General features: G+C 47.5%; 19 protein-coding genes. All 19 read left to right on the forward strand.

Features of this window, described 5'->3' with window-relative positions:
• Positions 1-28: 28 nt before the first annotated feature.
• Positions 29-769, forward strand: a complete 741-nt coding sequence (locus AC3WTJ_RS13120) for a hypothetical protein (RefSeq protein ID WP_492522117.1) — start codon at positions 29-31, stop codon at positions 767-769.
• Positions 770-798: 29 nt separating this feature from the next.
• Entirely contained in the window at positions 799-1,488 is a 690-nt protein-coding gene (locus AC3WTJ_RS13125) for a hypothetical protein (protein ID WP_492522118.1), read from the forward strand.
• A gap of 123 nt (positions 1,489-1,611) precedes the next feature.
• Complete coding sequence (locus AC3WTJ_RS13130) at positions 1,612-2,925, forward strand: ABC transporter substrate-binding protein (RefSeq protein ID WP_492522236.1); 1,314 nt, start codon at positions 1,612-1,614, stop codon at positions 2,923-2,925.
• A gap of 73 nt (positions 2,926-2,998) precedes the next feature.
• Positions 2,999-4,003 carry a hypothetical protein gene (locus AC3WTJ_RS13135; RefSeq protein WP_492522119.1) on the forward strand — a complete coding sequence of 335 codons (1,005 nt, stop codon included), beginning with the start codon at positions 2,999-3,001 and terminating at the stop codon, positions 4,001-4,003.
• Between the two features lie 37 nt (positions 4,004-4,040).
• Entirely contained in the window at positions 4,041-5,405 is a 1,365-nt protein-coding gene (locus AC3WTJ_RS13140) for an ABC transporter substrate-binding protein (protein ID WP_492522120.1), read from the forward strand.
• Positions 5,406-5,462: 57 nt separating this feature from the next.
• Entirely contained in the window at positions 5,463-6,854 is a 1,392-nt protein-coding gene (locus tag AC3WTJ_RS13145) for an S-layer homology domain-containing protein (protein ID WP_492522121.1), read from the forward strand.
• Positions 6,855-6,941: 87 nt separating this feature from the next.
• Entirely contained in the window at positions 6,942-7,646 is a 705-nt protein-coding gene (locus AC3WTJ_RS13150) for an ABC transporter ATP-binding protein (RefSeq protein ID WP_492522122.1), read from the forward strand.
• Entirely contained in the window at positions 7,636-8,664 is a 1,029-nt protein-coding gene (locus tag AC3WTJ_RS13155; protein ID WP_492522237.1) for an efflux RND transporter periplasmic adaptor subunit, read from the forward strand. Before AC3WTJ_RS13150 ends, AC3WTJ_RS13155 begins: the two co-directional genes overlap by 11 nt.
• A 12-nt stretch (positions 8,665-8,676) precedes the next feature.
• Positions 8,677-11,592, forward strand: a complete 2,916-nt coding sequence (locus AC3WTJ_RS13160; RefSeq protein WP_492522123.1) for an ABC transporter permease — start codon at positions 8,677-8,679, stop codon at positions 11,590-11,592.
• 1 nt (position 11,593) lies between these two features.
• Positions 11,594-12,478 carry an ATP-binding cassette domain-containing protein gene (locus AC3WTJ_RS13165; RefSeq protein WP_492522124.1) on the forward strand — a complete coding sequence of 295 codons (885 nt, stop codon included), beginning with the start codon at positions 11,594-11,596 and terminating at the stop codon, positions 12,476-12,478.
• Positions 12,479-12,495: 17 nt separating this feature from the next.
• On the forward strand, positions 12,496-14,229 hold the full coding sequence (locus AC3WTJ_RS13170; RefSeq protein ID WP_492522125.1) for a glycoside hydrolase family protein: 1,734 nt from the start codon (positions 12,496-12,498) through the stop codon (positions 14,227-14,229).
• 13 nt (positions 14,230-14,242) lie between these two features.
• Entirely contained in the window at positions 14,243-15,226 is a 984-nt protein-coding gene (locus AC3WTJ_RS13175) for an aldose 1-epimerase (protein WP_492522126.1), read from the forward strand.
• A gap of 13 nt (positions 15,227-15,239) precedes the next feature.
• Positions 15,240-16,340: a Gfo/Idh/MocA family protein gene (locus AC3WTJ_RS13180; protein WP_492522127.1), complete on the forward strand. Its 1,101-nt coding sequence runs from the start codon at positions 15,240-15,242 to the stop codon at positions 16,338-16,340.
• Between the two features lie 27 nt (positions 16,341-16,367).
• Entirely contained in the window at positions 16,368-17,270 is a 903-nt protein-coding gene (locus AC3WTJ_RS13185; protein ID WP_492522128.1) for a sugar phosphate isomerase/epimerase family protein, read from the forward strand.
• A gap of 28 nt (positions 17,271-17,298) precedes the next feature.
• Positions 17,299-18,393, forward strand: a complete 1,095-nt coding sequence (locus tag AC3WTJ_RS13190; RefSeq protein ID WP_492522129.1) for a fatty acid desaturase family protein — start codon at positions 17,299-17,301, stop codon at positions 18,391-18,393.
• A complete protein-coding gene (locus AC3WTJ_RS13195) occupies positions 18,390-18,707 on the forward strand; it encodes a MocE family 2Fe-2S type ferredoxin (RefSeq protein WP_492522130.1) in 318 nt (105 codons plus the stop codon). Before AC3WTJ_RS13190 ends, AC3WTJ_RS13195 begins: the two co-directional genes overlap by 4 nt.
• Positions 18,708-19,240: 533 nt before the next feature.
• A complete protein-coding gene (locus tag AC3WTJ_RS13200) occupies positions 19,241-22,519 on the forward strand; it encodes an S-layer homology domain-containing protein (protein WP_492522131.1) in 3,279 nt (1,092 codons plus the stop codon).
• Between the two features lie 146 nt (positions 22,520-22,665).
• Complete coding sequence (locus tag AC3WTJ_RS13205; RefSeq protein WP_492522132.1) at positions 22,666-23,991, forward strand: Gfo/Idh/MocA family protein; 1,326 nt, start codon at positions 22,666-22,668, stop codon at positions 23,989-23,991.
• Positions 23,984-25,975: an alpha/beta hydrolase family protein gene (locus AC3WTJ_RS13210; RefSeq protein WP_492522133.1), complete on the forward strand. Its 1,992-nt coding sequence runs from the start codon at positions 23,984-23,986 to the stop codon at positions 25,973-25,975. The genes AC3WTJ_RS13205 and AC3WTJ_RS13210 overlap by 8 nt, the downstream gene beginning before the upstream one ends.
• Positions 25,976-25,987: the final 12 nt, after the last annotated feature.

Here is a 25,987-nt window from a genome sequence, read left to right on the forward strand (position 1 = left end):
ACGTTCCTGACAGGGAGGAAATTCGTCTATGAAAAAGGTAAATGCGGCCATCATGGCTTGTATGGTCTTTGCACTCTCCGCTTGCAGCTCGGTCACCAGCCATCCCGTATCGGTATCCAGCCAACCGGCATCCAGCGCGGCAGCCAAATCGCAGAGCAATGGAAAAAGTGTGCTTTTTATCGGTCAAGAAGGCGGCGGGGATGGGATTGTGATCAAGCGCTTTAAAGAAAAACACGGGATGAATGTCACCGTGGTTTCCGACAAAGAAGTGACGACAGAGAAGGCCAATGGTTTCAATTTGATTTTTGTTAGCGAGTCGGTCAATTCAGGCAAAATCAAGGACAAATTCGTGGACATTCCAGTCCCTGTTATTTATGACGAGCCGCAAATTTCCGGTGATACAGGCATGACCGACGTTGACATGAACGGCAAACTCGAAGGGAATAATGCGGCGAAGACGATTCAAATCCGCAACGGCCAGCATGCGCTGGCAGCGGGCCTGCAAAACAATGTGGATGTCTACAAAGATAATGGCAAGATGAGTTGGGCGACGCCGGGCAAAGACGCAATCGTTGTGGCTACCGTGCCTAACGATGAAATGAAGGCGACCATTTTTGCTTACGATAAAGGCATGACGAATGTGAAAGGAAAAACGGTTGCTGCACGTGAGGTTTTCTTTTACATGATGACAGGTGAAGAAATCAACCAAACGGATGAGGGATGGAAGCTGTTTGATGCCGCAGTCCGCTGGGTGCAAGAGTCCAAATAACATGAGTTCTTGAAGGAGGTAGGGAGTTAATGAAGCGGTTGTTTTCCTACTTAATGATGGTCATCCTGATTTTTGCAAGCGCTGCCTGTTCAATGCCCACGACGCAAAAAGACGCCGGAAACGGGAAGAAAGTCCTTTTTGTCGGCACGGACAGCGCAAACGACCGAATTGTGATGAAGCATTTCAAGGAGCTTGGCTATGAGGTTACGCTGATGTCGGATAAAGAGCTTACTCCGGAGCAGCCGGCCAATTACGGCCTGGTTTTCGTCAGTTCATTCGCAGGCTCTCATCGTGTTGCGGATAAATTGCTGGGATCAACAGCGCCTGTTATCTATGCCAATGGCAAAATATTAGGTCAAGTCGGATTAGCCAGCAAAGATGATTCGGATTACGGCGAATATACCGGCTTGTCGATCGCGATAAAAGAGAGCAAGCATGAGCTTGCGGGCGGATTACCGGGCAGTGTGGATATCTATAAAGAGGAAGCGAAAATCAGCTACGTTGTACCGCAGGGGGGCGTCATTATTGCCTCAGCGCCGGATAACGATAAACGTGCTGTGATTTGTGCTTTTGACAAAGGGACGAAAAATATGAGCGGCCAGGTTTTGCCGGCCAAGCGCTTGTTTTTCAATTTGACAGGCGGGGAAGAAATTAACAGGACAGATAATGGATGGAAGTTATTTGATGCAGCCGTTCACTGGTCAGTAGGAAAAGGTTGAATCGGAATGATGCAACAAACAACCTATAATGTTGGAGAACCCCCCTAATGTAAACGTAAACATTTCGTAATAAAGTGAAAGTATACAAAATTTGAAATCAAGATTGGGAGGTTCATAGTGAAAATGAAAAAATTTCTCAAAGCATCTTTAGCGATCACGTCGGCATTTGTTATCCTGACAGGCTGTACGTCCGAGCCCGCTCAAAGCGATAAACAGCAGCCCGTTGCCTCAGCAAACAAATCAACGGATAACGAAATATTCATTTATACCGTGTATCCAGCCTTTTATGCCAAAGAAGATATCTGGGAGAAACAAGTGGGGCAATACCTCAAGAAGAAATTCCCGGATCTAACGTTCAAACATGTACAGTGGGATAATCCCGGCCGGCAATATAAGGATCTAATTGCAGCAGGAACGATTCCTGACATTGTTATTGATAACGCCCGGATGAACTTGCAGCGTAATATTTTGAAAAACGATTTGCAGTATGACATGACGGACTTGATCAAAAAGTACAATTTCGACACAAGCACATTAAATCCTGCGGCAATGACGCAAATGAAGAACGTGACGCCGGAAGGGAAAATTTATGGTTTGCCTTTCCAATTGAGCGATTTCGTTCTGTTCTATAACAAAGATATTTTTGATAAATTCGGTGTGGATTACCCGAAAGACGGAATGACCTATGATGAAGTTTATGAATTGGCTAAAAAGCTGACTCGTGTCGAAGGTGAAAATACGTACAAAGGTTACCAACAGCATCCTGGTTTATATATGACTTATAATCAGCTATCGCTTTCACCTCTCAGCTTGACGGAAGACAAGGCGGAGATGAATACTCCGGCCTGGAAAAAGGAAGTTGACAATTTAAGACGTTTCTATGAGATTCCGGCTAACCAATTTACATCCGTCGATGATTTCCCGAAAGGGAAAATGGCGATGAGTGTTCACGTCACAGAGAAAATCGTTCAGTGGTATGAGCAAAATAAAAACTTGAACTTTGATATCGCTGCAATGCCATCTTTTGCTGATGCACCAGGCGTCAAAGCTCAACCAAATCTGTACTCGGCGTATATTACCAAGCAGTCGACCAAGAAAGATCAAGCTTTCCAAGTGATCCAGTACCTGCTTTCTGAAGAGATGCAAATCAATTTTGCGAAAGAAGGCATCATCGGACCGCTGCAAACACAGAAAGTTCAAGAAGCTTTCGGTAAAAACTTGCCGCAAATGCAAGGGAAACATACGCAAGCCATCTTCTACGGCAAAAATGCCATGCCGCCGGCGGCTCGCGCTTCAGGTTTAACTTACATTGATGTGCCGGTACACGGCGTATTCCAGCCTCTGATCTTCGGAGAATCCAAGGACTCCGTAACCGCACTTCGCATGATTGAAGAATCTGCAACGAAAGCGATTCAAACCGAGAAAGCCGCCAAGTAATGCAGCATATGGCTCCTTCATCCGAATAGTGGAGGGGCCTTCATTCCAATTTGAAAAAGGGGTGACCCATGCCATGAAACGTTTTCTAATACTGCTCATCGCTGTGTTTATGACAATTACGATGAGCGCCTGTTCATCCTCAGAGAAAGCAGCTGATCCGGGCGTATCGACAGCTCCCACGTCAACGGTAACAGCGACGGCAACACCATCGGCGACTCCAACCGCTACGGCGAAAGCTTCAGAGTCTCCCGCAGCTTCGTCAACACCTGCAGCTACAGCAACACCTGCTGCAACCGTGGAAGCAACGAAAGCAGCGAGCCCTACGGCTGAAGCAACGAAGGCGCCGGCTGCGGCTTCCACAGCGAAAGCAAGTGAAGCACCTGCCCAGGCAACTGCAGCGCCAGCACCGGCTGCGAGCCAACCGGAGGCAGCTCAGAAAGCGGAAGTTTCTCCGCAAGGGAAGAAAGTGCTTCTAGTCGGCAGGGATTCCGAACCGCTTCCCGCTGAAGACGTTGCCATTGCAGGCCGTTTGAAAGGAATGGGTTTTAGCGTAACCCATCTTGCAGATCGCGAGCTTACCGCTGATGCGACGAAAGGGTACGATTTGATCTACATCAGCCAAACGACGAATTCAAAATTTTTGAAAACAGGTGCGATGAAAGAAGTGGCTATTCCAACGGTGTATGTGAAAAGCCATGGCATGTTTTATCTCGGACTCTCCTCCCAAGAAGAAGGCACGACAGTTAAGAAGTTGAAATCAATTGATATCGTTGATAGCAAATCTAAGATTGCCGGCGGATTATCTGGCACTGTAGAAGTTTACACGGAAACCGGCGATAATTTCGGCGTTAGTTACGGGGTTCCAGGCAAAGAAGCGAAAGTGATTGCTACGGTTCCCGGCGATAAAACAAAAGCTGCGCTTTATTACTATGATAAAGGCGCGAAAGGCGATAACGGTTATGAAGTGAAAGCGCGATTATCGTACTACTATTGGAGTAACGGCATGCAGGATACTTCTACGGATGCGGGCTGGAAGCTTTGGGATAACATTGTTTTGTGGACGTTGCAGAACGGATAACTAAATCTTGCGGTTCATGAAGGAGGAAATCGTCGTAATGAAACGAGTACAAATAAGTCTGGCCCTTGCGCTTACCCTTGCACTGGCGGCCGGATGCACGAACGAGGCAGCTCCAAGTGCCAAACCGGGTGGAACGGATGAGAAAACCTCACCGCAAGCCCAATCGTCACCTGATAACGAATTGTTCATTTATACCGTATGGCCGGCTTATTATGTCAAAGAGGAAATTTTTCAGAAACAAGTCGGAGACTTTATTAAAAAGAAATTTCCGAATGTCACGATCAAACATGTCGCTTGGGACAATCCGGGCAGACAGTACAAGGACTTGATCGCAGCCGGGACGATTCCTGATATCATCATGGACGACACTCGGATGAACGTTCAAAGGTATTTGATCGATAATGACCTTCAATATGATATCAGCGATCTGATCAAAAAGTATAACTTCGATACAAGCAAATTAAATCCGGCTTATATGGCGCAAATCAAAAATTTAACCCCGGATGGAAAAATATACGGGCTGCCGTTCTATAACAACGATTTTGCTTTATTTTACAACAAAGATATTTTCGATAAATTCGGCGTTGATTATCCGAAAGACGGCATGACGTACGATGAGATCTACGAGTTGGCGAAAAAGCTGACGCGCGTTGAAGGTGACGTTACGTACAAAGGTTTCTCCCAAAACCCGGGCCATTATTTAAATTATAATCAATTGTCCTTGTCCCCGTTAAGCAAAACCGAGGATAAAGGAGATATGAGTGATCCAAATTGGAAAAAACTGGTAGACAACATGAGAAGGTTCTACGACATTCCAGCCAACCAGTTCGATACCGTGGAAACGTTTGCCTCCAAGCCAAGTATCGCTATGGCCGTGGCAACGGTGAGCGACCATTTAGTCAAGTTCTATGAGGAAAACAAAAACTTGAATTTCGACATTGCTTCTGTTCCGTCTTTAAGTGATGCCCCTAACACCAAATATCAGCCGAATGTGTACTCCATGTACATCACGAAGCAATCGAAGAAAAAAGATTTGGCCTTCCAGGTCATGGATGCACTGCTTTCGGAAGAGCATCAAATTGAGCTTGCCAAAGAAGGCGTCATCGGTCCGCTTCAGACGGATGCGGTCAAAGCAGCCTTCGGGAAAAACTTGCCTCAAATGCAAGGTAAGCACGTAGAATCCATTTTTAGCAGTCAAAATGCGATGCCTCCTGCTGCACGTAATCCTGGTTTAGTTTGGTATGACGTTCCTGTTCAAGGCGTATTCCAACCGCTGATTTTTAAGGAGTCCAAAGATTCCGTAACAGCGCTCAGGATGGTTCAGGAGCAAGCTACGAAAGCGATTGAGACCACAAAGGCAGCTAAAACTGAAATTAACAAGGCTGCGAGTACAACCAAATAACCGTTTACCAACCATGCTAACATACATCACAAATCAAATTTAGAAAGGTGAGTTCACGTGAAAAAATTTGTATTCTCGCTACTGTCCATCCTTCTCATGTCACTAACTGTCCTTCCGTTTGCTTTCGCAGCGGACACGGATACACCAGCCGCAACGGTTAAAAGTGTTGATGACTTCAAAGATTTGAAAAATTTACCGCAGGCAGATAAGGATAAGTTTGATTCACTGATTCAAGACGGCGTTTTTAATGGGTTGACGGAAGATACGTTCGGACTGGATGCTCGCATGAATCGCGCACAGTTTGCTAAAGTTGCTGCCATTATTTTTAATCTCGAAGTTGACGATACGCTGACGGTTTCTTCTTTTACTGACGTCAGAAGTGACGATCCAGCCAATTCCTATGCGCTTCCTTACATTGAGGCATTGAAGAAGGCAGGACTTACCAATGGTTACGATGCTGAAGGCAAAACGTACAAACCGGCTGGCGACGTGTCCCGTCAAGAGCTGGCAGCTTTCTTGATTCGCGGATTAGGTTTGGATGACGATGCGGCTGCAGCTACGCCGGTCGATGATTCTACAGTAGACGATTGGGCAAAAGGTTATGTTGCACTTGCACTTGAGAAGAACTTGCTAGCGAATCAATCAGCAGCTAAATTTAGCGGGAAAACATCCGCTACACGCAAAATGCTTGCTCTTGCAAGCTTTGCAGCTAAACAAATTCTTTCCGGTAGTGAGCCTGAGCCAACACAAGAACCAGAGGTTAAGCCAGAGACTGGCAAAGATCCTGCAACGCCAGCTGGCGAAATTTCCGCGCAAGGCAAAAAATTACTTTTCATCACACGTCAGAGCAACCAAATGACGCAACTGAAAGATAGTCCGGATGATGAGAAAATTATTGGCCGCTTGAAAGATCTCGGTTTCAGAGTGACATGGGTCAACTGTGATAAGTTTACGGCAGATAAAGCGGAAGGGTATGATTTGGTTTTCGTCAGCAACACGCTCAACTCCAAATATCTTCGTTCCGGCGTTATGAAAGATGTAGCACTTCCAACGGTTTATTTGAAAAATCACGGTATGTACTATCTCGGTCTCTCCTCTCAAGAAGAGAACACCAACGAATATAATATCAAATCTACGACGATTACAGAGCCGAAAGATAAGGCTGCAGCAGGCCTTTCCGGAGAAGTGGACCTTCTATTAACGGCAGACCCCAAAACAGCTATGGCTTATGGCCTTCCAGGCAAGGAAGCTACGGTTATCGCGACAGTTCCAGGAAAACCGAAAGAAGCAACCATTTTCTACTACAACAAAGGTACGCACTCAGATAGCGGCTATGAGGTACAAGCGCGTCTTTCCTTCTTCTCCTTTGCCGGTAATTACGATAACGCTACAGAAGATAGTTGGAAGCTTTTGGACGCACTTGTTTTGTGGACATTGCAAAACGGCTAATAGCTTTGCATCAACATGTCGAACTCCAGTTTTCGAACTGGAGTTCTTTCTCTAGCCAAATCCGCACATATAGGAGCGTGAGTGGTCATGCATGTCCTTCAACAAGCAAGCTCTGCACCTCTGGTTCGAGCCGAAGGTGTCACTCGCATATTTGGACGCGGCTCAGCAGCTGTTCATGCCTTGAGAGGAGCGAGCTTAAGTATTCCATCCAAGCAGCTCATTGCACTAAGAGGCCGTTCGGGCTCCGGCAAAACCACTTTAATCAATATTTTGGGTGCGCTGGATAGACCGACAGAAGGACGGGTGTTCTTTAACGGCAATGAAATCAGCGGCTATTCCGAGAGCAAACGTAACGCCCTCCGGCGAAAGGATATGGGGCTTATTTTTCAATCTTTTGGCCTCGTTCCGTTAATGACTGCGTATGAGAATGTAGAGTTTGGCTTGCGTATTGCCGGCGTGAAGTCGGTGAATTTTAAGGAATACACGGAAAGTGCACTAGAGTATGTGGGGCTTAAGGCGAGGATGAAACATAGACCGTTTGAAATGTCTGGGGGAGAGCAGCAGCGGGTGGCGATTGCAAGAGCGATTGCCCACAAACCGACGTTAATTCTTGCAGATGAACCGACGGCTGAATTAGACAGCAAGATGGGTGCGCAAGTGATGCGGGTATTCAAAGATTTGGTGCAGCATGAGGGCATGACCATCATCCTCACGACGCATGATCCCGCCATTATGAGTTATGCCGATCATGTTTACGCATTGGAGGATGGACAAATTGTCGATGCGACTTAAACGCGCAGTTTTGCCGGTTATCGGCCTATGCTGCATGGCTTGGGTTCTGGCGGGATGCTCGCTTATGCCCGTTGAAGAAGGCGAGCTGAAACCGCCGCTTGTCGAGCCCGCTAAGGAAATCTTAAACCTGTACAAGGTCAAACGCAGTAATATTACGCAACAAATTACAGGTGTCGCTACATTTGCTTCCGATAAAATGGACTATTTATTTTACTCGGAGTCCGGAGGTCGTTTGAAGCAAATCAATGTGAAGCTGGGAGATCAGGTCAAAGCCGGGGACGTACTGGCAACAACAGAAACGTCGGATTTAGATATGAGAGTGAAGCTCCAGCAAATTGCCATTGAGAAGCTGAAAATTTCACTTCAGCAAGCCATGGCTGAGAAAGATAGCGACGATCCCGATATTCGCATGAAGCTGCTCGATATGGAGAGCGCCCAGCTGCAGCTGGAATCGCTCCAGAATCAACTCCAGAATACAAGGCTGACTTCTACCATTGACGGAGTTGTGACGTTTATCGATACGCTTCAGCCAGGTGACCAAGTGGTTGCTTATAAACAAGTCATCACGCTTTCCGATCAGAAACAGATGAAGCTTGTGTATACGGCTTCAAGTAGCAATGATCTGGGAGGAGTGGAAGTCGGTATGGACGTAACTGTGAAAATCAAAGATAAAACCTATCCGGGGAAAGTCGTTCAAACGCCTCTCTCCGCGCCGCCGAACAGTAATAAAGCGATTCAGGACAAAAATGCAAAAGCCGTCTACATTCAAGTGACAGGTTTGCCGCCGGATGTTGTGATTGGCAATCAGGCGGATATCACAATTGTGACCCAGAAGCGCGACCAGGTGTTGGTGATCCCAAGGGCTGGACTTCGCAACTATATGGGCAGGGATTTTGTCCAAGTGCTGGATGGTGAAAGCCGCAAAGAAATTGATGTGGAAAAAGGCATCGTTGCAGCAACTGAAGTGGAAATACGCAAGGGGTTAAGCGAAGGGCAGCAGATTATCCTGAACAACTAGGAGGCTAAGACATTGGCGTTATTTATCATGATCTTGCGCAAAATGATCAATAATAAATGGCTTGAGCTTAGCTTGTTGTTCGGGCTTGTGTTGTCTGTCGCATTAGCGAGCAGCATGCCGATTTATACGAGTGCCATTTTGCAACGGCTGCTCATTCAAGAAATGCAGCAGCTGCAGCTGGGCAGCAATCAATATCCGGGCATTTATTGGCTGTCGGCCTCTTTTTCCGCGCAAGAAAAACAACCGAAGCATGTCACGATAGCAGAAACAGAGCAGTTTCTTAAGGGAAGAGAAGGACGATTCGGCATCCCCGTGCAGTCCTTCGTGCGTGAAAGGGCAACACAGCGTTACAATTTAACGCCAGCTGAGCCGGATAAAATCGATGTTAATGTTCAAAGATCAGCGGATATTTCCGCAATCGACGGCATGGAGAGTCACATCAGACTCGTAGATGGGCGCCTTCCGGCGAAAGAGCCGGTTAACGGTGTGTATGAAGCCCTTGTTGCGCCGGAGGCGTTAACCGAGCTCGGGATGGTGCTGAACACCGTTTTCATTATCAAAGATGCGGGTTTGCAGGAGCCGATCTCCATTAAACCTGTCGGCATTTTCGACCGCAAAGACTACACCGATATTTTTTGGTACAACAATACGAGCAGTTATAAGAATAGCTTTCTCATTGATTTTCAATTGTTCGAGAAAGCGTTTACGGTAGATGGCAAGCTGAATGTTCAATCCAGCTATTGGTATTTTGCGCTTGACTACAAGCTGTTGACCTTGGCATCCGCCGACGGATTTCTGTACAACGATGAAGCGATCAATACCTACATGGATGCTCATTATGAAAACCATAATAAAAACGTGCCAGCCCTCCAAACACTCACTAACTATTATGTAAAAGAAGCAAATTTGCGGAAAATGTTATGGTCACTTAACGTGCCTGTTATGCTGATGCTCGCTTTTTACTTATACATGGTGGCTAACCTCATCACGGAAAGGCAAAAAACAGAGATCGCCGTGCTGCGCAGCCGGGGAGCCAGCCGCTGGCAAATTGTGCTTAGTTATGCCGTTGAAGGCGTAGTGCTTGGGGCGATTGCCTATGGGGTCGGGCCGTATATTGGCGAATCGATTACAAGCTTATTAGGTGCTTCTAGTGGATTTCTTGAATTTGTCCAACGCGCAAAGCTGGAAACTGCGCTTAATCAGGATGCTTTTCTCTATGCGTTGATCGCAATTTCAGCATCGCTTGTCATGACGATTATTCCCGTTATCCTTGCCACAAGAGTCACCATAGTCGGCCACAAGCAGCAATCAGCGAGACTGCAGAAACAATCTTTTTGGCATAAATTTTTCCTCGATATCGCGATCATCGGTATTTCGTTGTACGGATTACAGAATTACAAAACGAGGGTCAAAGATATCCTTTCACTCGGTTTGAAATCAGGTGATTTACGAGTAGATCCCTTGTTGTTTCTCATTCCCGCGATGTTTATTTTCGGACTCGGCTTGCTCGTGCTTCGCTTATATCCCTTATTTATGAAGCTTTTGTACCGAATCGGGAAACGCTGGTGGCCGCCAACCGTGTACACGACTTTGATCCAGGTGAGCCGTTCGATTATTCAGTATCAATTTATTATGGTGTTTCTCATCATTACGATTGCTACGGGACTGTTCAGCGCAAGCGCGACACGTACGATCAATCAGAATACGACGGATAAAATCCGGTATTCCGCCGGTTCCGATATCGTCATGCAGATTCATTGGGAAAACGATGCGCCACCGGCTATCTTGTTTGGTGCAGAGGAATCGAGCGATGACAGTTCGTCTGAGGAGGCTTCATCGGACGATGCTGCAGTAACTCCACCGCCTAAGGTTCAATATAGCGAGCCGTCTTTTTTACCTTTTACTCAGCTGCCGGGCGTGGAACATGCGGCTAAGGTGTTTGTCAAAAAGGATGCCTCTTTCACCAAAGGCAAAACGAATGCAAAAGTAGAGCTAATGGGTATCGACACCAAAGCCTTCGGCGAGACGGCGTGGTTGAGAGATCATTTGCTGGATCATCATATTTACGACTATTTAAATCTAATTGCCAAAAATCCTTCCGCGGTTCTGATATCAAAGTCGGTGGCGGAAGAATACGGCGTTCAAGTAGGAGATACCCTGTCGGTCGGTTGGGGGAACCTCGAACCTGCCTCCGTGACCGTCTTCGGGATAATTAATTATTGGCCTTCCTGGAATCCTAATCCTGGAGCAGGAGATACGATTTCGGTTACCACGAAACAAGGGACTACAACTAAGGTAAAGAAACCGATGCTCATCGTCGGTCACCTCACGTACATTCAGAACAACATCGGGATTGAGCCTTATGAGGTTTGGATGAAGCTGAAACCGGAAGCAAGCAGTCAAGCCGTGTATCAGGCTGTTGTTAAACATGGGTACGATATCGAATCGTTAACCGACGCCAAGCAAGCGCAGATTATAGCTGTCAAAGATCCTTTTCAACTTGCGATTAATGGTGTGATGACGTTAGGGTTTATCATTTCGGTTGTCGTTTGCTTTTTCGGGTTTCTGCTCTATTGGGTGTTGTCATTATCCGCTCGGACCCTGCAGTTTGGGATTTTCAGGGCGATGGGCGTTTCCGTTTTTCAACTCATTGGCATGCTGATCGGTGAACAAGTGATGGTATCGGGAGCTGCCATTCTTATTGGGATGATGACGGGAAACGTCGCCAGTCACTTGTTTGTTCCCTTGTTCGAGTTATCGTTCGATCCCAGCACGCAAGTGCCTCCGTTTCAAGTTACGTTCGATCCGCGTGACCATGAACGGCTGTATGCGATCGTTACCGTCATGATCACAATTGGGCTTGTGGTGCTCGGACATATCGTCTCGCGAATCCGGATACATCAGGCCGTGAAGCTGGGGGAGGACTAAGATGATCCATTGCGATAATCTGGTTAAAATCTACAAAATTGCCGATTTGGAAGTCGTGGCGCTGCAAGGTTTGGATCTGCATGTGGAAGCCGGCGAGCTGATGGCCATTATCGGCAATAGCGGAAGCGGCAAATCGACGCTGCTCAATATGCTCGGAGGACTTGATCGTCCTTCGGCCGGGCGTTTGATCGTAGACGGCAAGGACCTGCTCAGCATACGCGAGAAGGACCTCGTCAAATATAAGCGCGAGTCCGTCGGCTTCGTCTGGCAGAACAATGCGCGCAATTTAATCCCTTACTTGACTGCGCAGGAAAATGTGGAGCTGCCCATTCTTCTGCAGGGCAAACGCAAACGGGAGCGCGCGCTTGAGCTGCTGGAAGCCGTCGGGCTTAGCCACAGAAGGAATAACAAGTTGAACCAGTTATCCGGTGGAGAGCAGCAGCGCGTGGCGATCGCGATTGCCCTTGCCAACCATCCGAAGCTGCTGCTTGCGGATGAACCCACGGGTTCGGTCGATACGCGCATGGCCAACCAAATCCTTGATTTGTTCCGGAAGCTCTCCCGGGAACTGGGGCTCACCATCGTGATTGTGACACATGATCCGATGCTCGCTAAGAAAGTGGATCGTGTCGTTGCGATCCGGGACGGAAGAACGTCGTCAGAAATTTTACGACGGAAGTCCTATGAGCAAGAACTGCAGGATTTAGAAGAGGGTATTGAAGAGCAAGAAGAGGAGTCTCACGACGAATATGCCGTGCTTGACCAAGCCGGTCGGCTGCAAATTCCGGCGAGCTACTTGGAAACAATCGGCATGAAAGAAACGAACAAAGTGAAGGTAACCGTGGAGGACGGCAGGATTGTGCTTATACCTCTTATCAAAGTATAACGAAGGAGCAATTGAAGATGATTAGTCAGGAAACGAAACAAATACCGGATACTCTCCTGCTGGAAGAGCGGGCAGGGCACGTGCTTAGCGCCATTATCGGGATGGCGGATGAGGATTTCGGATATATTCCTTTTTTTGCAGCGAATTTGATGGAGAAGCCGGCGTTTTTGACGCATGGGGATTGGGATTACGGCTCCAGCCATGGCCGCTTGGTGGATGCTCTTATTTTGGCCAGACATATGACAGGAGACGAGCGGGGGAGGGACATTGAGGAGCGTTACAGAGCCAATTTCCTCAGTTTTTTTAAAGAGGATGGTCTCAGCTACCGGCAAATCAATCCGAAAGCACCTTGGGAAACCAACGCAAACTTGATTGACCAGCGGGCTGTCATTCTTGCTTTGACTTCCTGGTTTATGTCAACAGGCGACCGCAAAATCAAGCATGTGGCGGATAAACATGTAGCTGCGCTCAAACGTATCGCTATTAAGGAAAAGGATGTGTGGTACTACCCGGCTTCCGAGTACACCGTCAATGGCTGGCCGTCCACGAACGCGGTCCAGCTTCGGCTGGCCCCGGATCCGGCAGCGTTCTGCGGACGTTTGGTCATGCCGCTGCTCAAATATTATGAGCTGACTGGAAATATGGATGCTTTCGAGCTGTGCCAGTTTTTCTCGGCGCTTATTGTTCATCGCAGCGGTGTTTTCAATCCGGATGGCAGCTTTAACGATTCGCTTGCTTACCGCAGCGGTCACTTCCATACCCGCATTGGGACGCTTGATGCGCTCGCGCGTTTCGCTTTGCATACCCAGGATGCTTCCATCATCCATTTCGTCAAGAAGAGCTATGACTGGGCGTTAACTCGCTCCACAACGTTCGGCTGGACGCCTGGCGATATGCACGAACAGGCTTTTGAACATGAAACCTGCTCGCTCGTTGACTTAATTTCTACAGGAATTACGCTGGCAAGAGTCGGATATGTCGAGTACTGGGGCATCGTTGAGCGCTTCCTGCGCAACCACTTAACCGAATCGCAGCTGCTGAATCTGGATTGGGTTGTGGGAGCTGACAACAAAGCCAATGATGATGTTGGCATGAAATCTTTCTTCAACGTGGCGGAACGTACGCGTGGCGCGTTCGCGGGTTACTCCGCTCCCAATGATTTCTGCTGCAATGTCAGCGGAGGCAGAGGGCATACCAGCGATTTGCAAACCTGCTGTATCGGCTCGGGGACGCGCGGTTTATTCATGGGATGGAGCAATACGATTACGGAGCATAACGGGACGATTAGCGTGAACTTTCTGTTGAACCGTGGCTCACGTTGGCTGGATGTCTCCAGTCATTTGCCTCACGAGGGCAAGGTGGAACTGGAGATTCATCGCAGTGTGCCAAGATTGCTGGTTCGTATCCCCGAATGGGCGGGCTATGCGAAGGTGGAAGTATACCGTGAACTCGGCGATAGCGTACGGACACAATCCGGCAGCGAACCTAGCATGTGGGTGAATCAACGCTTCCTCGCACTCGGCCCGGTTCAGGCAGGAGAGAAGATTACGCTAACCTTCCCGCTTAGTGAGCGCCAAACCATAGAGAAAGCGGTAGGGCAGGAGTTTATCACACGTTGGCGCGGGGATGATGTCATTCACCTGAGTCCGGAAGGGACGCATCACCCCTTTTATAACAACCGGAAAATTTTCGAGAAAGCGCCTCTTCGTGCAGGCCAATATCGCCGATTGCAGGAAGAATTTTATTGGTAAAAAGGAGGGTCAAATGAGTACATATTGGGCTGGCCCCTTACTCAAAGAAGAATTCTCCATCATTCGGTTAACCGACGAAGAAAGCCGTTCCTCCGCGGAACTGATCCCGGCAATCGGCAATAATCTCTATCGTTTCACCTGCGGCGGGGTTGAGGTTCTCATGCCGCCTGCGAGCTTGAGCTCATTATGGCATGAACCGAATGAGGTGTTTAAATACGGTACACCCCTGTTATCTCCGCCGAACAGGGTCCGTAACGGCCGTTTTTTATTTAAGGAACGTGAATATAAGCTGCCCCTGAACGAGCCGCCCGACCACCATTTACATGGTGAACTATGTTCCAAAGCATGGAAAGTGGTAGGCTGCGGCGCTTCCGAGGAAGAAGGGGCTTGGGTCACCAGCCAATTTCGTTATGCCGATCATCCTGAGATTATGGCCTATTTTCCTTATATGCTGGTCTTTACAATGACATATCGGTTGAAGGCCGGCCGACTTTATCTGGAAGGGGGGATTGAAAATAAAGGTGTGGAAGAAGCCCCGTTCGCTTTTGGGCTGCACCCTTACTTTGCAGTACCGTTTGGGGCCGGAGAAGAGATTGCTCTTCGTGTACCTGCCGCTGCGGAGTGGCCCGTTACGAACCAGGCATTCGTCATAGGCACGCCGGAGGAATCGGCATTCAGCCGAGAGCTTCGGAAAGGTGCTTCTATCGAGAACTACCCGCTGCTTGGCTGTTCGCTGATAGGCATGAGTCAGGATGGAGATCGAACATGCCGGATTGAGATGAAAAATCGGAACTATACGATTGCTTATCAGTTCGATCAAACCTTTCCTTATGTGGTCTTATTTCGGCCGGATTGGGCATCGGCTTATTCTTTGGAGCCTTACACCTATGTTACGGATGCATTTAATCTCCCTTACAAACACGAACTGACAGGAGCCCGGGGCATACGGGCAGGTGAACAAGTTCGCTTCACGACAGGGATGTGGATTGAAAAATAAGGAGGCGCTGCGTTTGGTTAACTTAGACTTGAATATCAGGCCGGAATGGCCGGCACGCAAAGATTTCCGTATTGGGTGCATCGGTTCCGGGTTCATTATGCGAGACTGTCATCTTGTGGCTTATCGCGATGCCGGTTTCAATCCGGTGGCGATCGCATCGCGAACCTACGATAACGCCAAAGCCGTTGCAGAACTGCGGAACATTAAAACTGTGCACAGGACGTGGGAGGAGCTCGTTCAAGATGAGCAAATCGAGATTCTGGATATTGCTTTTCCTCCTGACCGGCAGCTTGAAGTTGTTCGTCTCGCCGTACAGATGAAGCATATCAAGGGTATTTTGTGTCAAAAACCGTTGGCGATGAACTCTAAGGAAGCCAAGGAAATCGTGGACTTGTGCGAGAATGCGGGGATCAAAATCGCCGTTAATTCCAACATGAGGTACGACCAATCGATGCGTGCCCTCAAGACGATTCTTGACAGGGGCTATCTGGGGCAGCCTGTGCTAGCGTCGATCGACATGCGCGCAATTCCGCACTGGCAGGATTTTCTGCATAAGTATGAGCATCTCGAAATGTTGAATATGGGAATTCATCATATTGATGTGTTCAGGTATTTGTTCGGCGATCCGGAGAAAATTACAGCCGTTACGCGCAGCGACCCCCGTACCAAATTCCCGCATATAGACGGCATATCGCAGTATACGTTCCAGTATGCAAACGAGTTAATGGTAACGAGTCTCGATGACGTCTGGGCATGGCCGGGAGAAGGCACCGAGAAGGACATTTATATCAAATGGCGGGTTGAGGGACTGGATGGCATGGCACAGGGCACGATCGGGTGGCCTGTTTACCCGAAGAGATCGCCGAGCACCCTGGAATTTACAACTAGGCAAGCGCCGAATCAGTGGTTCCGGCCGACGTGGGAGGAAGTCTGGTTTCCGGATGCCTTCCAAGGTACGATGGCGCAGCTGCTGCGGGCTGTTGAGACAGACAGCGAGCCGGAAATCGGCGGACGAGACAACTTGAAGTCCATAGCGGCGGTTGACGCATGTTACAAGTCAATTGCTGAAGGCAGGACGGTTTTATTTTCTGAAGCCACAACTTCATTTCAATAAAATACACTTTCGAGGAGGAAATTTCTAATGATCTCAGTCGGTATTTTTAACGGGTACTATCCATATTCCTTAGAGGAATCCATTTCCCGCATGAAAAGGGACGGGTTTTCCTGTGTTCAACTGGATTTATCCTTCAAAGACATGGACCTTGCCTACGAATCGCTTACGAAGGAAAAATGTCACCGAATTCGCGATGCCTTCCGTGATGCCAATTTGCCCATTGTCTGCATTTCCGGCTATACGAACATCATTCATCCAGACCCGAAGAAACGTGAACAAAACTTGTTCGGCCTGCAGACTTTGCTGAAATTTGCCCGCGATTTGGGAACGCCGTACGTCATCAGTGAGACGGGGACTTACAACACGGAAAGCGATTGGGTGTGGGACACGAAAAATGGCTCCGAAGAAGCTTACGAAGAGACGTGCCGTCAAATCGAATCGTTAGCTAAATTTGCTTATGACCATGGTTCGGTATTCCTTGTGGAAAACTACGTAAATAACGTAATCGGTTCCGTTGACGCGCTAACTCGTTTATTCTCCGATGTGAATCATCCAGGTCTTGGCCTGCTGATGGATCCGACGAACTATTTCACGGACAGCAACATTGGCCACGTCGACGAGACGCTACACCGTATTTTCCATACGCTCGGGGATAAAATAAAAATTGCCCATGCGAAGGACTGCAAACCTGCTGAAGATTTGTCGGAGAAACATGCTGAAATCGACGCCGTCGAATCGCATACCTTCCGTGGTGCAGGCGCCGTTGAGCTTCCAGCTCCCGGACTGGGGATTCTAAACTATGACTTATATTTGCAAAAGCTGTCTAAGCTTCACCCGAATATCCCCATAATTATCGAGCATCTGGATGAGCAGGATATCCCGCGCGCGAAAAAGTTCCTTGACGACAAGCTGAAAGCAATCGGCGGTTAATAGGTAAAGGATAAGGGAGTGACTTGACATGTCTGTAAAAAAGAAAAAACGGGACTATAGCATTACTGGAGCTGAGAATAAAAGGGCAATCGAGCTAGGGTTGGCAGAGGCGGAATGGTATACGTGCCCGATCCCTCGTCAGCGGATGAAAGAATTAATGAAACGGAAAGATGGCCCGGCCATTCGCGACACGATCATTTGGATCGGCGGACTTTTCATTTTGGGATATCTCGCCTATTTATCGTGGGGAACCTGGTGGGCTATTCCCGCCTTTCTCGCTTATGGCATTCTCTATGCGACACCTGGCGATTCCAGATGGCACGAATGCGGCCATGGCACGGCGTTCAAGACTCCTTGGATGAACGAGGTCGTGTATCAATTCGCGTCCTTTCTCGTTTTGAGGTCGGCCACGCCATGGCGGTGGAGCCATGCCCGCCATCATACGGACACGATCATCGTGGGACGTGATCCGGAAATTATTACCGAACGCCCGCCGATTTGGAAAATTCTTATCATGCAAATTTTTCATCTGTATGGCGGTCCTATCGAGATCAAGCGCTTTTTTCTGCATACATTCGGCAGACTGGATGAGCAGGAGAATGCGTATATTCCCTCCTCTCAGCACCGGAAAACATTTCGCGAAGCGCGCATTTATATGCTCATTATTGTCGCTGTCTTGGCAGCTTGCCTGTTAACAGGCAGCCTGTTGCCCGCAATGTTCGTGTTTCTGCCTTCGTTTTACGGTGGAATCGTCGTGTTGCTGTTTGGTGTTACGCAGCATCTAGGTCTTTATGAAGATGTGCTTGATCATCGGTTAAACACCCGTACGGTTTATATGAATCCGATTTTCCGCTTTCTCTATTGGAACATGAACTATCATACGGAGCACCATATGTTTCCGATGGTCCCTTACCATGCGCTGCCAAAGCTGCACGAAGAAATGAAATTGGATTGTCCGGCAGCTAGGCCAAGTCTATGGGCAGCTTTGAAAGAGGTTATTGGCGCTTTAAGAAAGCAGAAGCAAGACCCTGCTTACGTGGTGGTGAAACCACTGCCTAAAACGGCGCGCCCTTATATGTATGGGCCAGCTCATGCGTTAGAAGAAAGGAGCGAATTAGGATGAGTCTCGGAGAATGGATCGAAGCCTGCCCAGCAGACGAAGTGGAGATCGAAGATGTTATCCGTTTCGATCATCAGGATCGGACGTTTGCGATTTATCGCACGGAGAAGGGCGATTACTATGCATCGGATGGTTTTTGCACCCATGGCAAATTTCATTTGTCCAATGGTTTAGTCATGGGCAATCAAATCGAGTGCCCTAAGCATAATGGCCGTTTTGACATCCCCACGGGTGTCGCGAAACGTGTGCCTGCTTGTGTGGATTTGCAGACGTATCCAGTGAAAATCGAGTCGGGAAAAGTATTTATTCAAATTTGAGCCACTTGATAAACCCTGACGAAGGAAACTTTGTCAGGGTTTTCTGCGGATGCTGGCCGCCGGTTAGGACTGCTGTGCTGCTAACCAGAGCTCTAGGAACTCTTACCGCACGCTAACGGACCCAGATACCTCTATTTGCTGTTTCTGGGCTAGTTTTAAAATCTAACGGACTCACAAGCCGTTATTGGCCATGAAATGGCCTTGATCAGCGATAAAACCAACAAATAGCGTCTCCTCAGTCCCATAGCCTCTCAAATTCAGCCGATTTTGGCAGAATAGCGTCTCCTGAGTCCATAAGAAAATCAGCTACTTGGAAGGGCCAAAAATAGACCATCATCGACAGGATGAATAAAACAACCTATAAAATTGCATAAAAGCCCCCATAATTTGGTCACGGTTTTGTAATAAAGTTAGTCCATGCAAGAAAATGAGCGAATGAGAGCGGGGCTGATTACTTTGAGGCATTAGTTTTGTTTTATACATAATGTAAGCGTTTTATAATGGGGTATCATCTTATTAGGGAGGTGCACGAAATGAGGAAAGAACTTGCTCTGTTACTATCATTTATGCTGCTATGTTACTGTTTTGCCCCTTTAGTCAGTGCAGAAGAAGCTGCTGCACCACAAACGTCATCCACAACGACGGCGGCACCATCATCAAAATCATCAACAAAACCAGCGGCAACGAAACCAGCAGCTTCTTCTTCAAGCGTAACTGCCGACACTTACTTAGCTGACCAGCTCAGTGATTTGAAAAGTCTTTCGAAGGATGACAAGAAAAAAATCAGCGCTCTCTTAAAAATGGATGCGATTGAGAAGTCATCTGCCGATACTTTTGGTGTGGATGATACCATCAATCGAGCTCAGTTAGCAAAAACAGCAACACTCGTTTTGGGATTGACTTTGGATAATACGTCTAAGGGATCAAGTTTCACCGACGTCCAAACGAATGATGCATCTCGGATCTATATTGAAGCACTAAAGAATGCCAATCTGACCTACGATGTGGTTGATAACAAATTCAATCCGACAACGGTCGTGACCCGCCAAGAGCTCGCAATGCTGCTGATCAAAGGACTTGGCCTAGATGATAAGGCGAAAGCCGCAGCTCCTAGTAAAGATGAGACGGTAGACGCGAATTATAAAAGCTATGTCACCTACGCCCTGCAGCAAAAGCTTATGACTAATCAGACAGGTGGCAAATTCGGCGGTAACGTTAACGTGAATCGAAAAACATTTGCACTTGCTTCTTATGCAGCGCTTCAGCTTCATCTGACAACGGCTAAGCCTGCTAAAGCTTCGATTGCGGAAGTAAAAGTCATCGGGAAAAACAAATTAACCGTAAGATTGAATCGTGAAGTTGATAGCAATAAGGCTGTTCTGAAAGTGACGAAAGGTGGCATGTTGGACTCAGAGAATAAGCCTGTATTCTTTGAGCCAATTATTACGTGGTCCGACGATAGTATGACAGCTACACTTGAAATGAGCGATGATTTAGAATTTGCACAATACCAAGTCATATTGAGTGGCGTGGACGTTGCTAGCGGAACGATGGCTTTCATGCCGGAGAATGAACGCGCTGCAAAGATTGAAATCGTTACAACTACTGAGAAGCTTCCTTGGTCAAAAGCGCTTATTGAATACAAGGCTAGTAACCAATATGGCGAACCAATGAAATTGTCAGCTAGTAATGTGAATGTCTATGTAAATTCCCCAAAACGTATCACATCGACCATTTTGGCCGATAGCAATTCCATTATCCTTGATTTAAGTGTATTAAGGCCAGGGGATACATTTGCAGTTTATTTATTGGAGAAGAGCGGTTACCTCAATATAAATAAAACGTTTACTGTTGGCGATATGCCGCAAGTTCAGAAGGTTGATTTGGGTGATGCAAAAAACAATTTAAAGCTTCCTGCCGGACAACTGACTTTTCAAGCAGGTGGAAGGGCGTACCTTACCTTTAAGGCATACGATCAGTATGGAACTAGAATTGTAGACCCCAAAATTTTGAATATGGGCTTATTTAAGAACTTTACCGGTGCAATTGGAAACGTTTTTAAAATGGATAATCCCAACGATTTTGTCGATTTCGACAATGATGGTTATCCAGAATTGCAATTGGCAGCTAACTCGGATTTGGATAGCAGCAAAGAAGTGACATTGAATTTATTGTTTAACAGCGAACAAGTGTCTCAGAAGATTACCGTTTACTCACCAAAATTAGCATATACAGTCGTCATTGGACCGATTGTAACACCATTGACAGAAGGTGACGTAGATAAATCAGTTAGTCTAAAGATCCTTGATTCGGCGAATCAAGAACTAACTCAAACTGAGATTGCTGCTCTAGAAACAACCGGGAAAATTTCCGTATATGCAACTGGCGGCCTCAAATTGGAAGCCAGTCCAGCTACACGTACAGATCCTAAAACAAACCAAACTAGAAACGTAAAAATTGATCTTAACGGTAGTATTCACGTTAAACAAGTTTTGTCCGCCGGGCCGGCAACAATTAATGTTCAATTAAATGGGTTAAATCAAACGGTGACCCTTCCACTTATGATTGACTCGGCTCGCAAACCAAACACGATTAAAGTTGACGAGAACACCTCAGCAAAGAACTTTTTACTGTTAAATGGGGTATCACCTTCGACGAAGGCCGTCTTCAAAATTTACGATCAGTTCGATGAAGAATATAAAACAACTCGGGATGATTATAAGGTTGAGATGAAGCTGGAAAAACTCAGCGGAGAAACTGGGGCAGTCAAAGAGGTAACAGGATCAGCAAAGCTCTCCGATGCTACACCTACTGCATTGCTTGATATTGGGAAAGTTTTCAGTCAGCAATTTGCTTTTGCGCCGGACGCTGTAAAACAGGGAAGTTACAGGTTGACAGCTACATTATTCCAAACGGAATTAAACGGAACAAGCCAGTTGGCTGTTAGTTCAGATTCGGTTACGGTAGACGTCACTGATCCTGTGAGTGCAAATTTAACCTATGGTCTCGATATGGGATCAGGTGGAGATCTGTTGGCGATCGGAAGAATATTAAAAGATAGCGGTAAACTTGAAAGTGTTACTGACGCGACCTATTTGTTTAACAATTATTTGCCGTTAAGTAAACCTATTAGTGTTTTAGTTAAGGATAGCGGTGGGGTTGTAACAGGGCTAAAGGTTCCAATCCGGGCTTTTACTTCGGATAATCCAAGGGCAATCGCGTATAGCCCAACGAAGAGTGCGATTATGGGGCTTGATACCGGGAAAATTAATTTTACATTTTACATCGATACGCCTCGCGGAGTTCAAACATTGGCTGCATCATTAGGCTCAAATGTCGATTCTATGGTGCCTACAAAATTAACTGTCAACGGTTCACCAAAAACAATAACCAAAGTTACTTATGGCGACGACGGCAATAGCTTTCCGCTTGAAGGCAGTATGACTATGCCATTAAATGGCCTCTTACTTTGGGATGGTAACTTGATGGGGCAAATCCAAGTTAGTACCAACGGTTATGGAACATTTACAAATGCATGTAAAGGTAATAAAGCATTAGATTGTGCTACAGCTCCTACTAAGCAAGATCAGTTCAGTTCAATTAATGATATTCTTGGTTTACAAATGTTCGTCGGGGATATTATTTACACAGAAACAGATCCGAAGTATCAAGATGTAGTTACGATTAATCCTGATTTTAAGCTTTCTTACACTAGAAAAGGTAAAGATTTGATGAAAAACAACATCCAACAATTTACCATGTATCTTGTCGGAGGAACGCAAATGGTTAAATACACAATTATCATGAAATAGGAATTATAGGCACGTCCCTGTCGGAGAACCGGCAGGGACGTTTTTTTCCCCAGACAGGATTGACCTATAATGACAGTCGTTTTCACTAATGGTTTGCGATTCGCAACTTTGTATACTTAACAGTAGTAGCAAGGAGGGATAACATCATGGCGAAGAAAAAATACGTGATTTGCGGCGTAAGCACGAGGGCAAACGGCATGTTTATTCGTCCAATGCTGGAGACGTTCCATCAGCATTGTGAGATTGTCGGCTTGCTGGATGCGGACCCTAGCCGCTTTACGAATTGCTTTAGGAAATTTCCTGCGCTGGCAGGGACACCGGTATATGCTCCTGCACAATTTGAGCAGATGATTCAGGAAACGAACCCAGACGCTGTCATTGTTGCAGGAGTGGATTACACCCATGCGGATTATATCGTAGGGGGGTTGCAGCACCATCTGGATGTCATCTCGGAGAAACCGATGGTGACGACCAGCGCTGATTGCAAGCGGGTTTTGGATGCTCAGCAGAATAGCAGGGGGAAACTTCACGTCACTTTTAATTATCGGTATTCTCCGATTCATACAAGAATTAAGGAACTGATTCTGGAGGGCAGAATCGGCCGGGTAACGTCGGTTGATTTGAATTGGTACATTGATACCTATCACGGTGCAAGCTATTTCAAAAGATGGAACCGCACACGCAGCAATTCAGGCGGGTTATCGATTCATAAGAGCACTCACCATTTTGATCTTGTGAACTGGTGGATTGGCCAGAAACCATTGGAAGCGTTCGCATATGGAGCGCTGAACTATTTTGGTCCGGACGGGGAGTTCAATCCCGTCAAGGAAGACGGCCGACACTGCGGGACGTGCAGGGTCAAACCCTCCTGTGCGTATTTCATGCGATGGTCATCACGGAGCAAAGAGGTTGTACCGCCGGACGACCATGTGAATGCGGTTGATATTAAACCTGATAACTTTACAGGATACCGTCCTGACGGGTGCATTTTCGATAGCGAAATTGATATTGAGGATACGTATGCAGCTGTAGTTAAGTACGATAAAGGCGCTATGTTAAGCTATTCCGTCAATTTCTCGGTACCGTACGAAGGCTATCGTCTGGCTATTAATGGGACAAAAGGCAGGATTGAAACAAAGGAAATTATGTCCGGGCGCGCTGCTTTCCATGTGCCTGAGCAAACGATTGACTACTTCCCGCTGTTCGGGGGCAAAGAAACGATACACGTTGTACCGAAAGCCGGCGGGCATGGCGGTGGCGATCCGCTTATTTTGGAAGATCTATTCCTGGGACCTGATCCGCTGCGTCAATATGACATTATGGCGGGTGCAGAGGCAGGGGCGCTTGCGGTGCTAACTGGCGAAGCCGTTTGGAAATCTGCGGCTGCCAATCAATCTATACGTTTATCCGATCTGTTGATCGAGTCAGAACTGGCAGAAGTGTCAAGAGGAGGAGGAGCTCATCGTGTTTGAAAAGTTTGAAAATGTTCAAATCGCCCATTTTGATGTGAAAAGCCAACTGCCAAGGTGGATTTATGAATCCGCCATGCGTGCAGCGGAGAAGGGCGAGCTTGCGCGTGGATCGATCGCAAATAAAGCCGATCTTATGCAGCGCCAGAAGGAGATCCGTGAAGGCATCCTCACGTGTATCGGTGGATTGCCGGCTTCGGACACACCGTTAAATCCACAAATAACCGGAACAATTTCAGGGAATGGCTTTCATGTAGAGAAAGTGATTTTCGAACCCAGACCGCTCGTTTATGCAACGGCAAATCTCTATATACCAGATGGCGTAACCGGGCCACGTGGCGCAGTCCTTGTGTTGTGTGGACATCGCGAGCAGGCCAAACACTGCGACGAATATCAGACGGTATGCCACTATTTGGTTCATGCCGGCCTAATCGTATTGTCGCTTGATCCTGTAGGTCAAGGGGAGCGCTTCGGCTTCTATGATCCTGAAACAGGGCAAGCGCCAATGACGAGCGTAACCGAGCATGAAAATGTAGGGCGGCAATGCATGCCGGTTGGCGACAGCTTGGCGCGTTATATGCTGCACGATGCGATGAGGGCCATTGACTATTTGTGCACGAGAAAAGAAGTGGATCCGCAAAAGATCGGAGTAACCGGGCATTCGGGCGGCGGCACCCAAACATCGCTGCTTATGATGGCCGACGAGCGCATCGCTGCTGCAGCCCCGGGCGGATTTATCATGAACAGGCCGTATTTTCTCCTGACCGGCAAAGCGCAAGATGCCGAACAGAAATGGCCTGGCTTCTCAGAGTTAGGTTTTGATCACGAAGATATCGTGCTTGCGATGGCACCTCGCCCTGTACGTGTGCTCGCTACGACGTATGATTCCGTCCCGATTGAAGCTCCACGTCATAACGTAGCGGTTAACCGTAGATTCTGGGACATGTATGACAAAGGGGAGCTGCTGGACATTTTTGAAGATGAAAATGCCCATCGCTTTTCGATCCCGCTCGCCCGTGCGGCAGCAGAGTTCTTTTCGGAACAACTGTTGGGTCGTAAGGTTACTCCGCAGGATGATGTTATTCAATTGCTGCCTGCGGATCAGCTTCACTGCACGCAGAGCGGGCAGGTGATCGGCGAATGTCCGAGTGCCCGCAATACACACGACGAGAACAATGAACGGCTGGCACAGCTGGAGAAAGCGCGCAATGAGCTGCCGGAAGATCTGCGCAAGAAGCAGGCTTTGAAGTGGCTGCGAAATGCCGTGTACTTCAATCGCAAGCCATGCGACCTGAATCCGCGCCTTTCCGGAGGTGGTGAGGTGGAGAATCTGTGGGCACTTAGGACGGTATGGTGGAGCCAACGAGGTTTGCTCAATAATGCTTTGCAATTTTTCCCGGCTGAAGCAGCGGGGCGCAAGCTGCCGGTTACCATTGCTGTATGGGATGGCGGGACCAAACAAACGAATGCGCATGCCAAATGGATTGAGGAGACCTGCGCAGCCGGACGTATTGCCCTGGTGCTCAATCCAGTGGGCATCGGCTCGCTTTTGCCGCACGTAAACTCGCCAGAGGAGAGACCTTACAAACGTTTCGGCATGATGGACCGCTATTCGGATGAGTTAATGTGGCTTGGCGATAGTATGGCAGCCGTACGAACTTACGATGTATTGAGAGCCATTGAATTAGCAGGAACGCTGAAAAATATCGATGCAGATGATATTGAACTTTACGGCAGTGGGAAGTATGCCATCTATGCGGAGTTAGCCGCATTGCTCGATTCACGCGTCCAACGCGTATGCTTGGAAAACCGAATGAGCAGTCTTGCGCAGTGGATTAGAGAACCATTTTATGATGAGAATGATTCTTTAAGTTTTATCCTGCCAGGAATGCTCCGCTATTTCGATATCCCGGATGCAGACAACTGGCTTGAGCAAGAAGGCAGACTGGGAACAGCCATCAAGTATAGGAATAACACCGCAAGCTAAAGGAGGAGAAGG

It is taken from the genome of Paenibacillus sp. FW101-FHT12H11, from assembly GCF_058790355.1.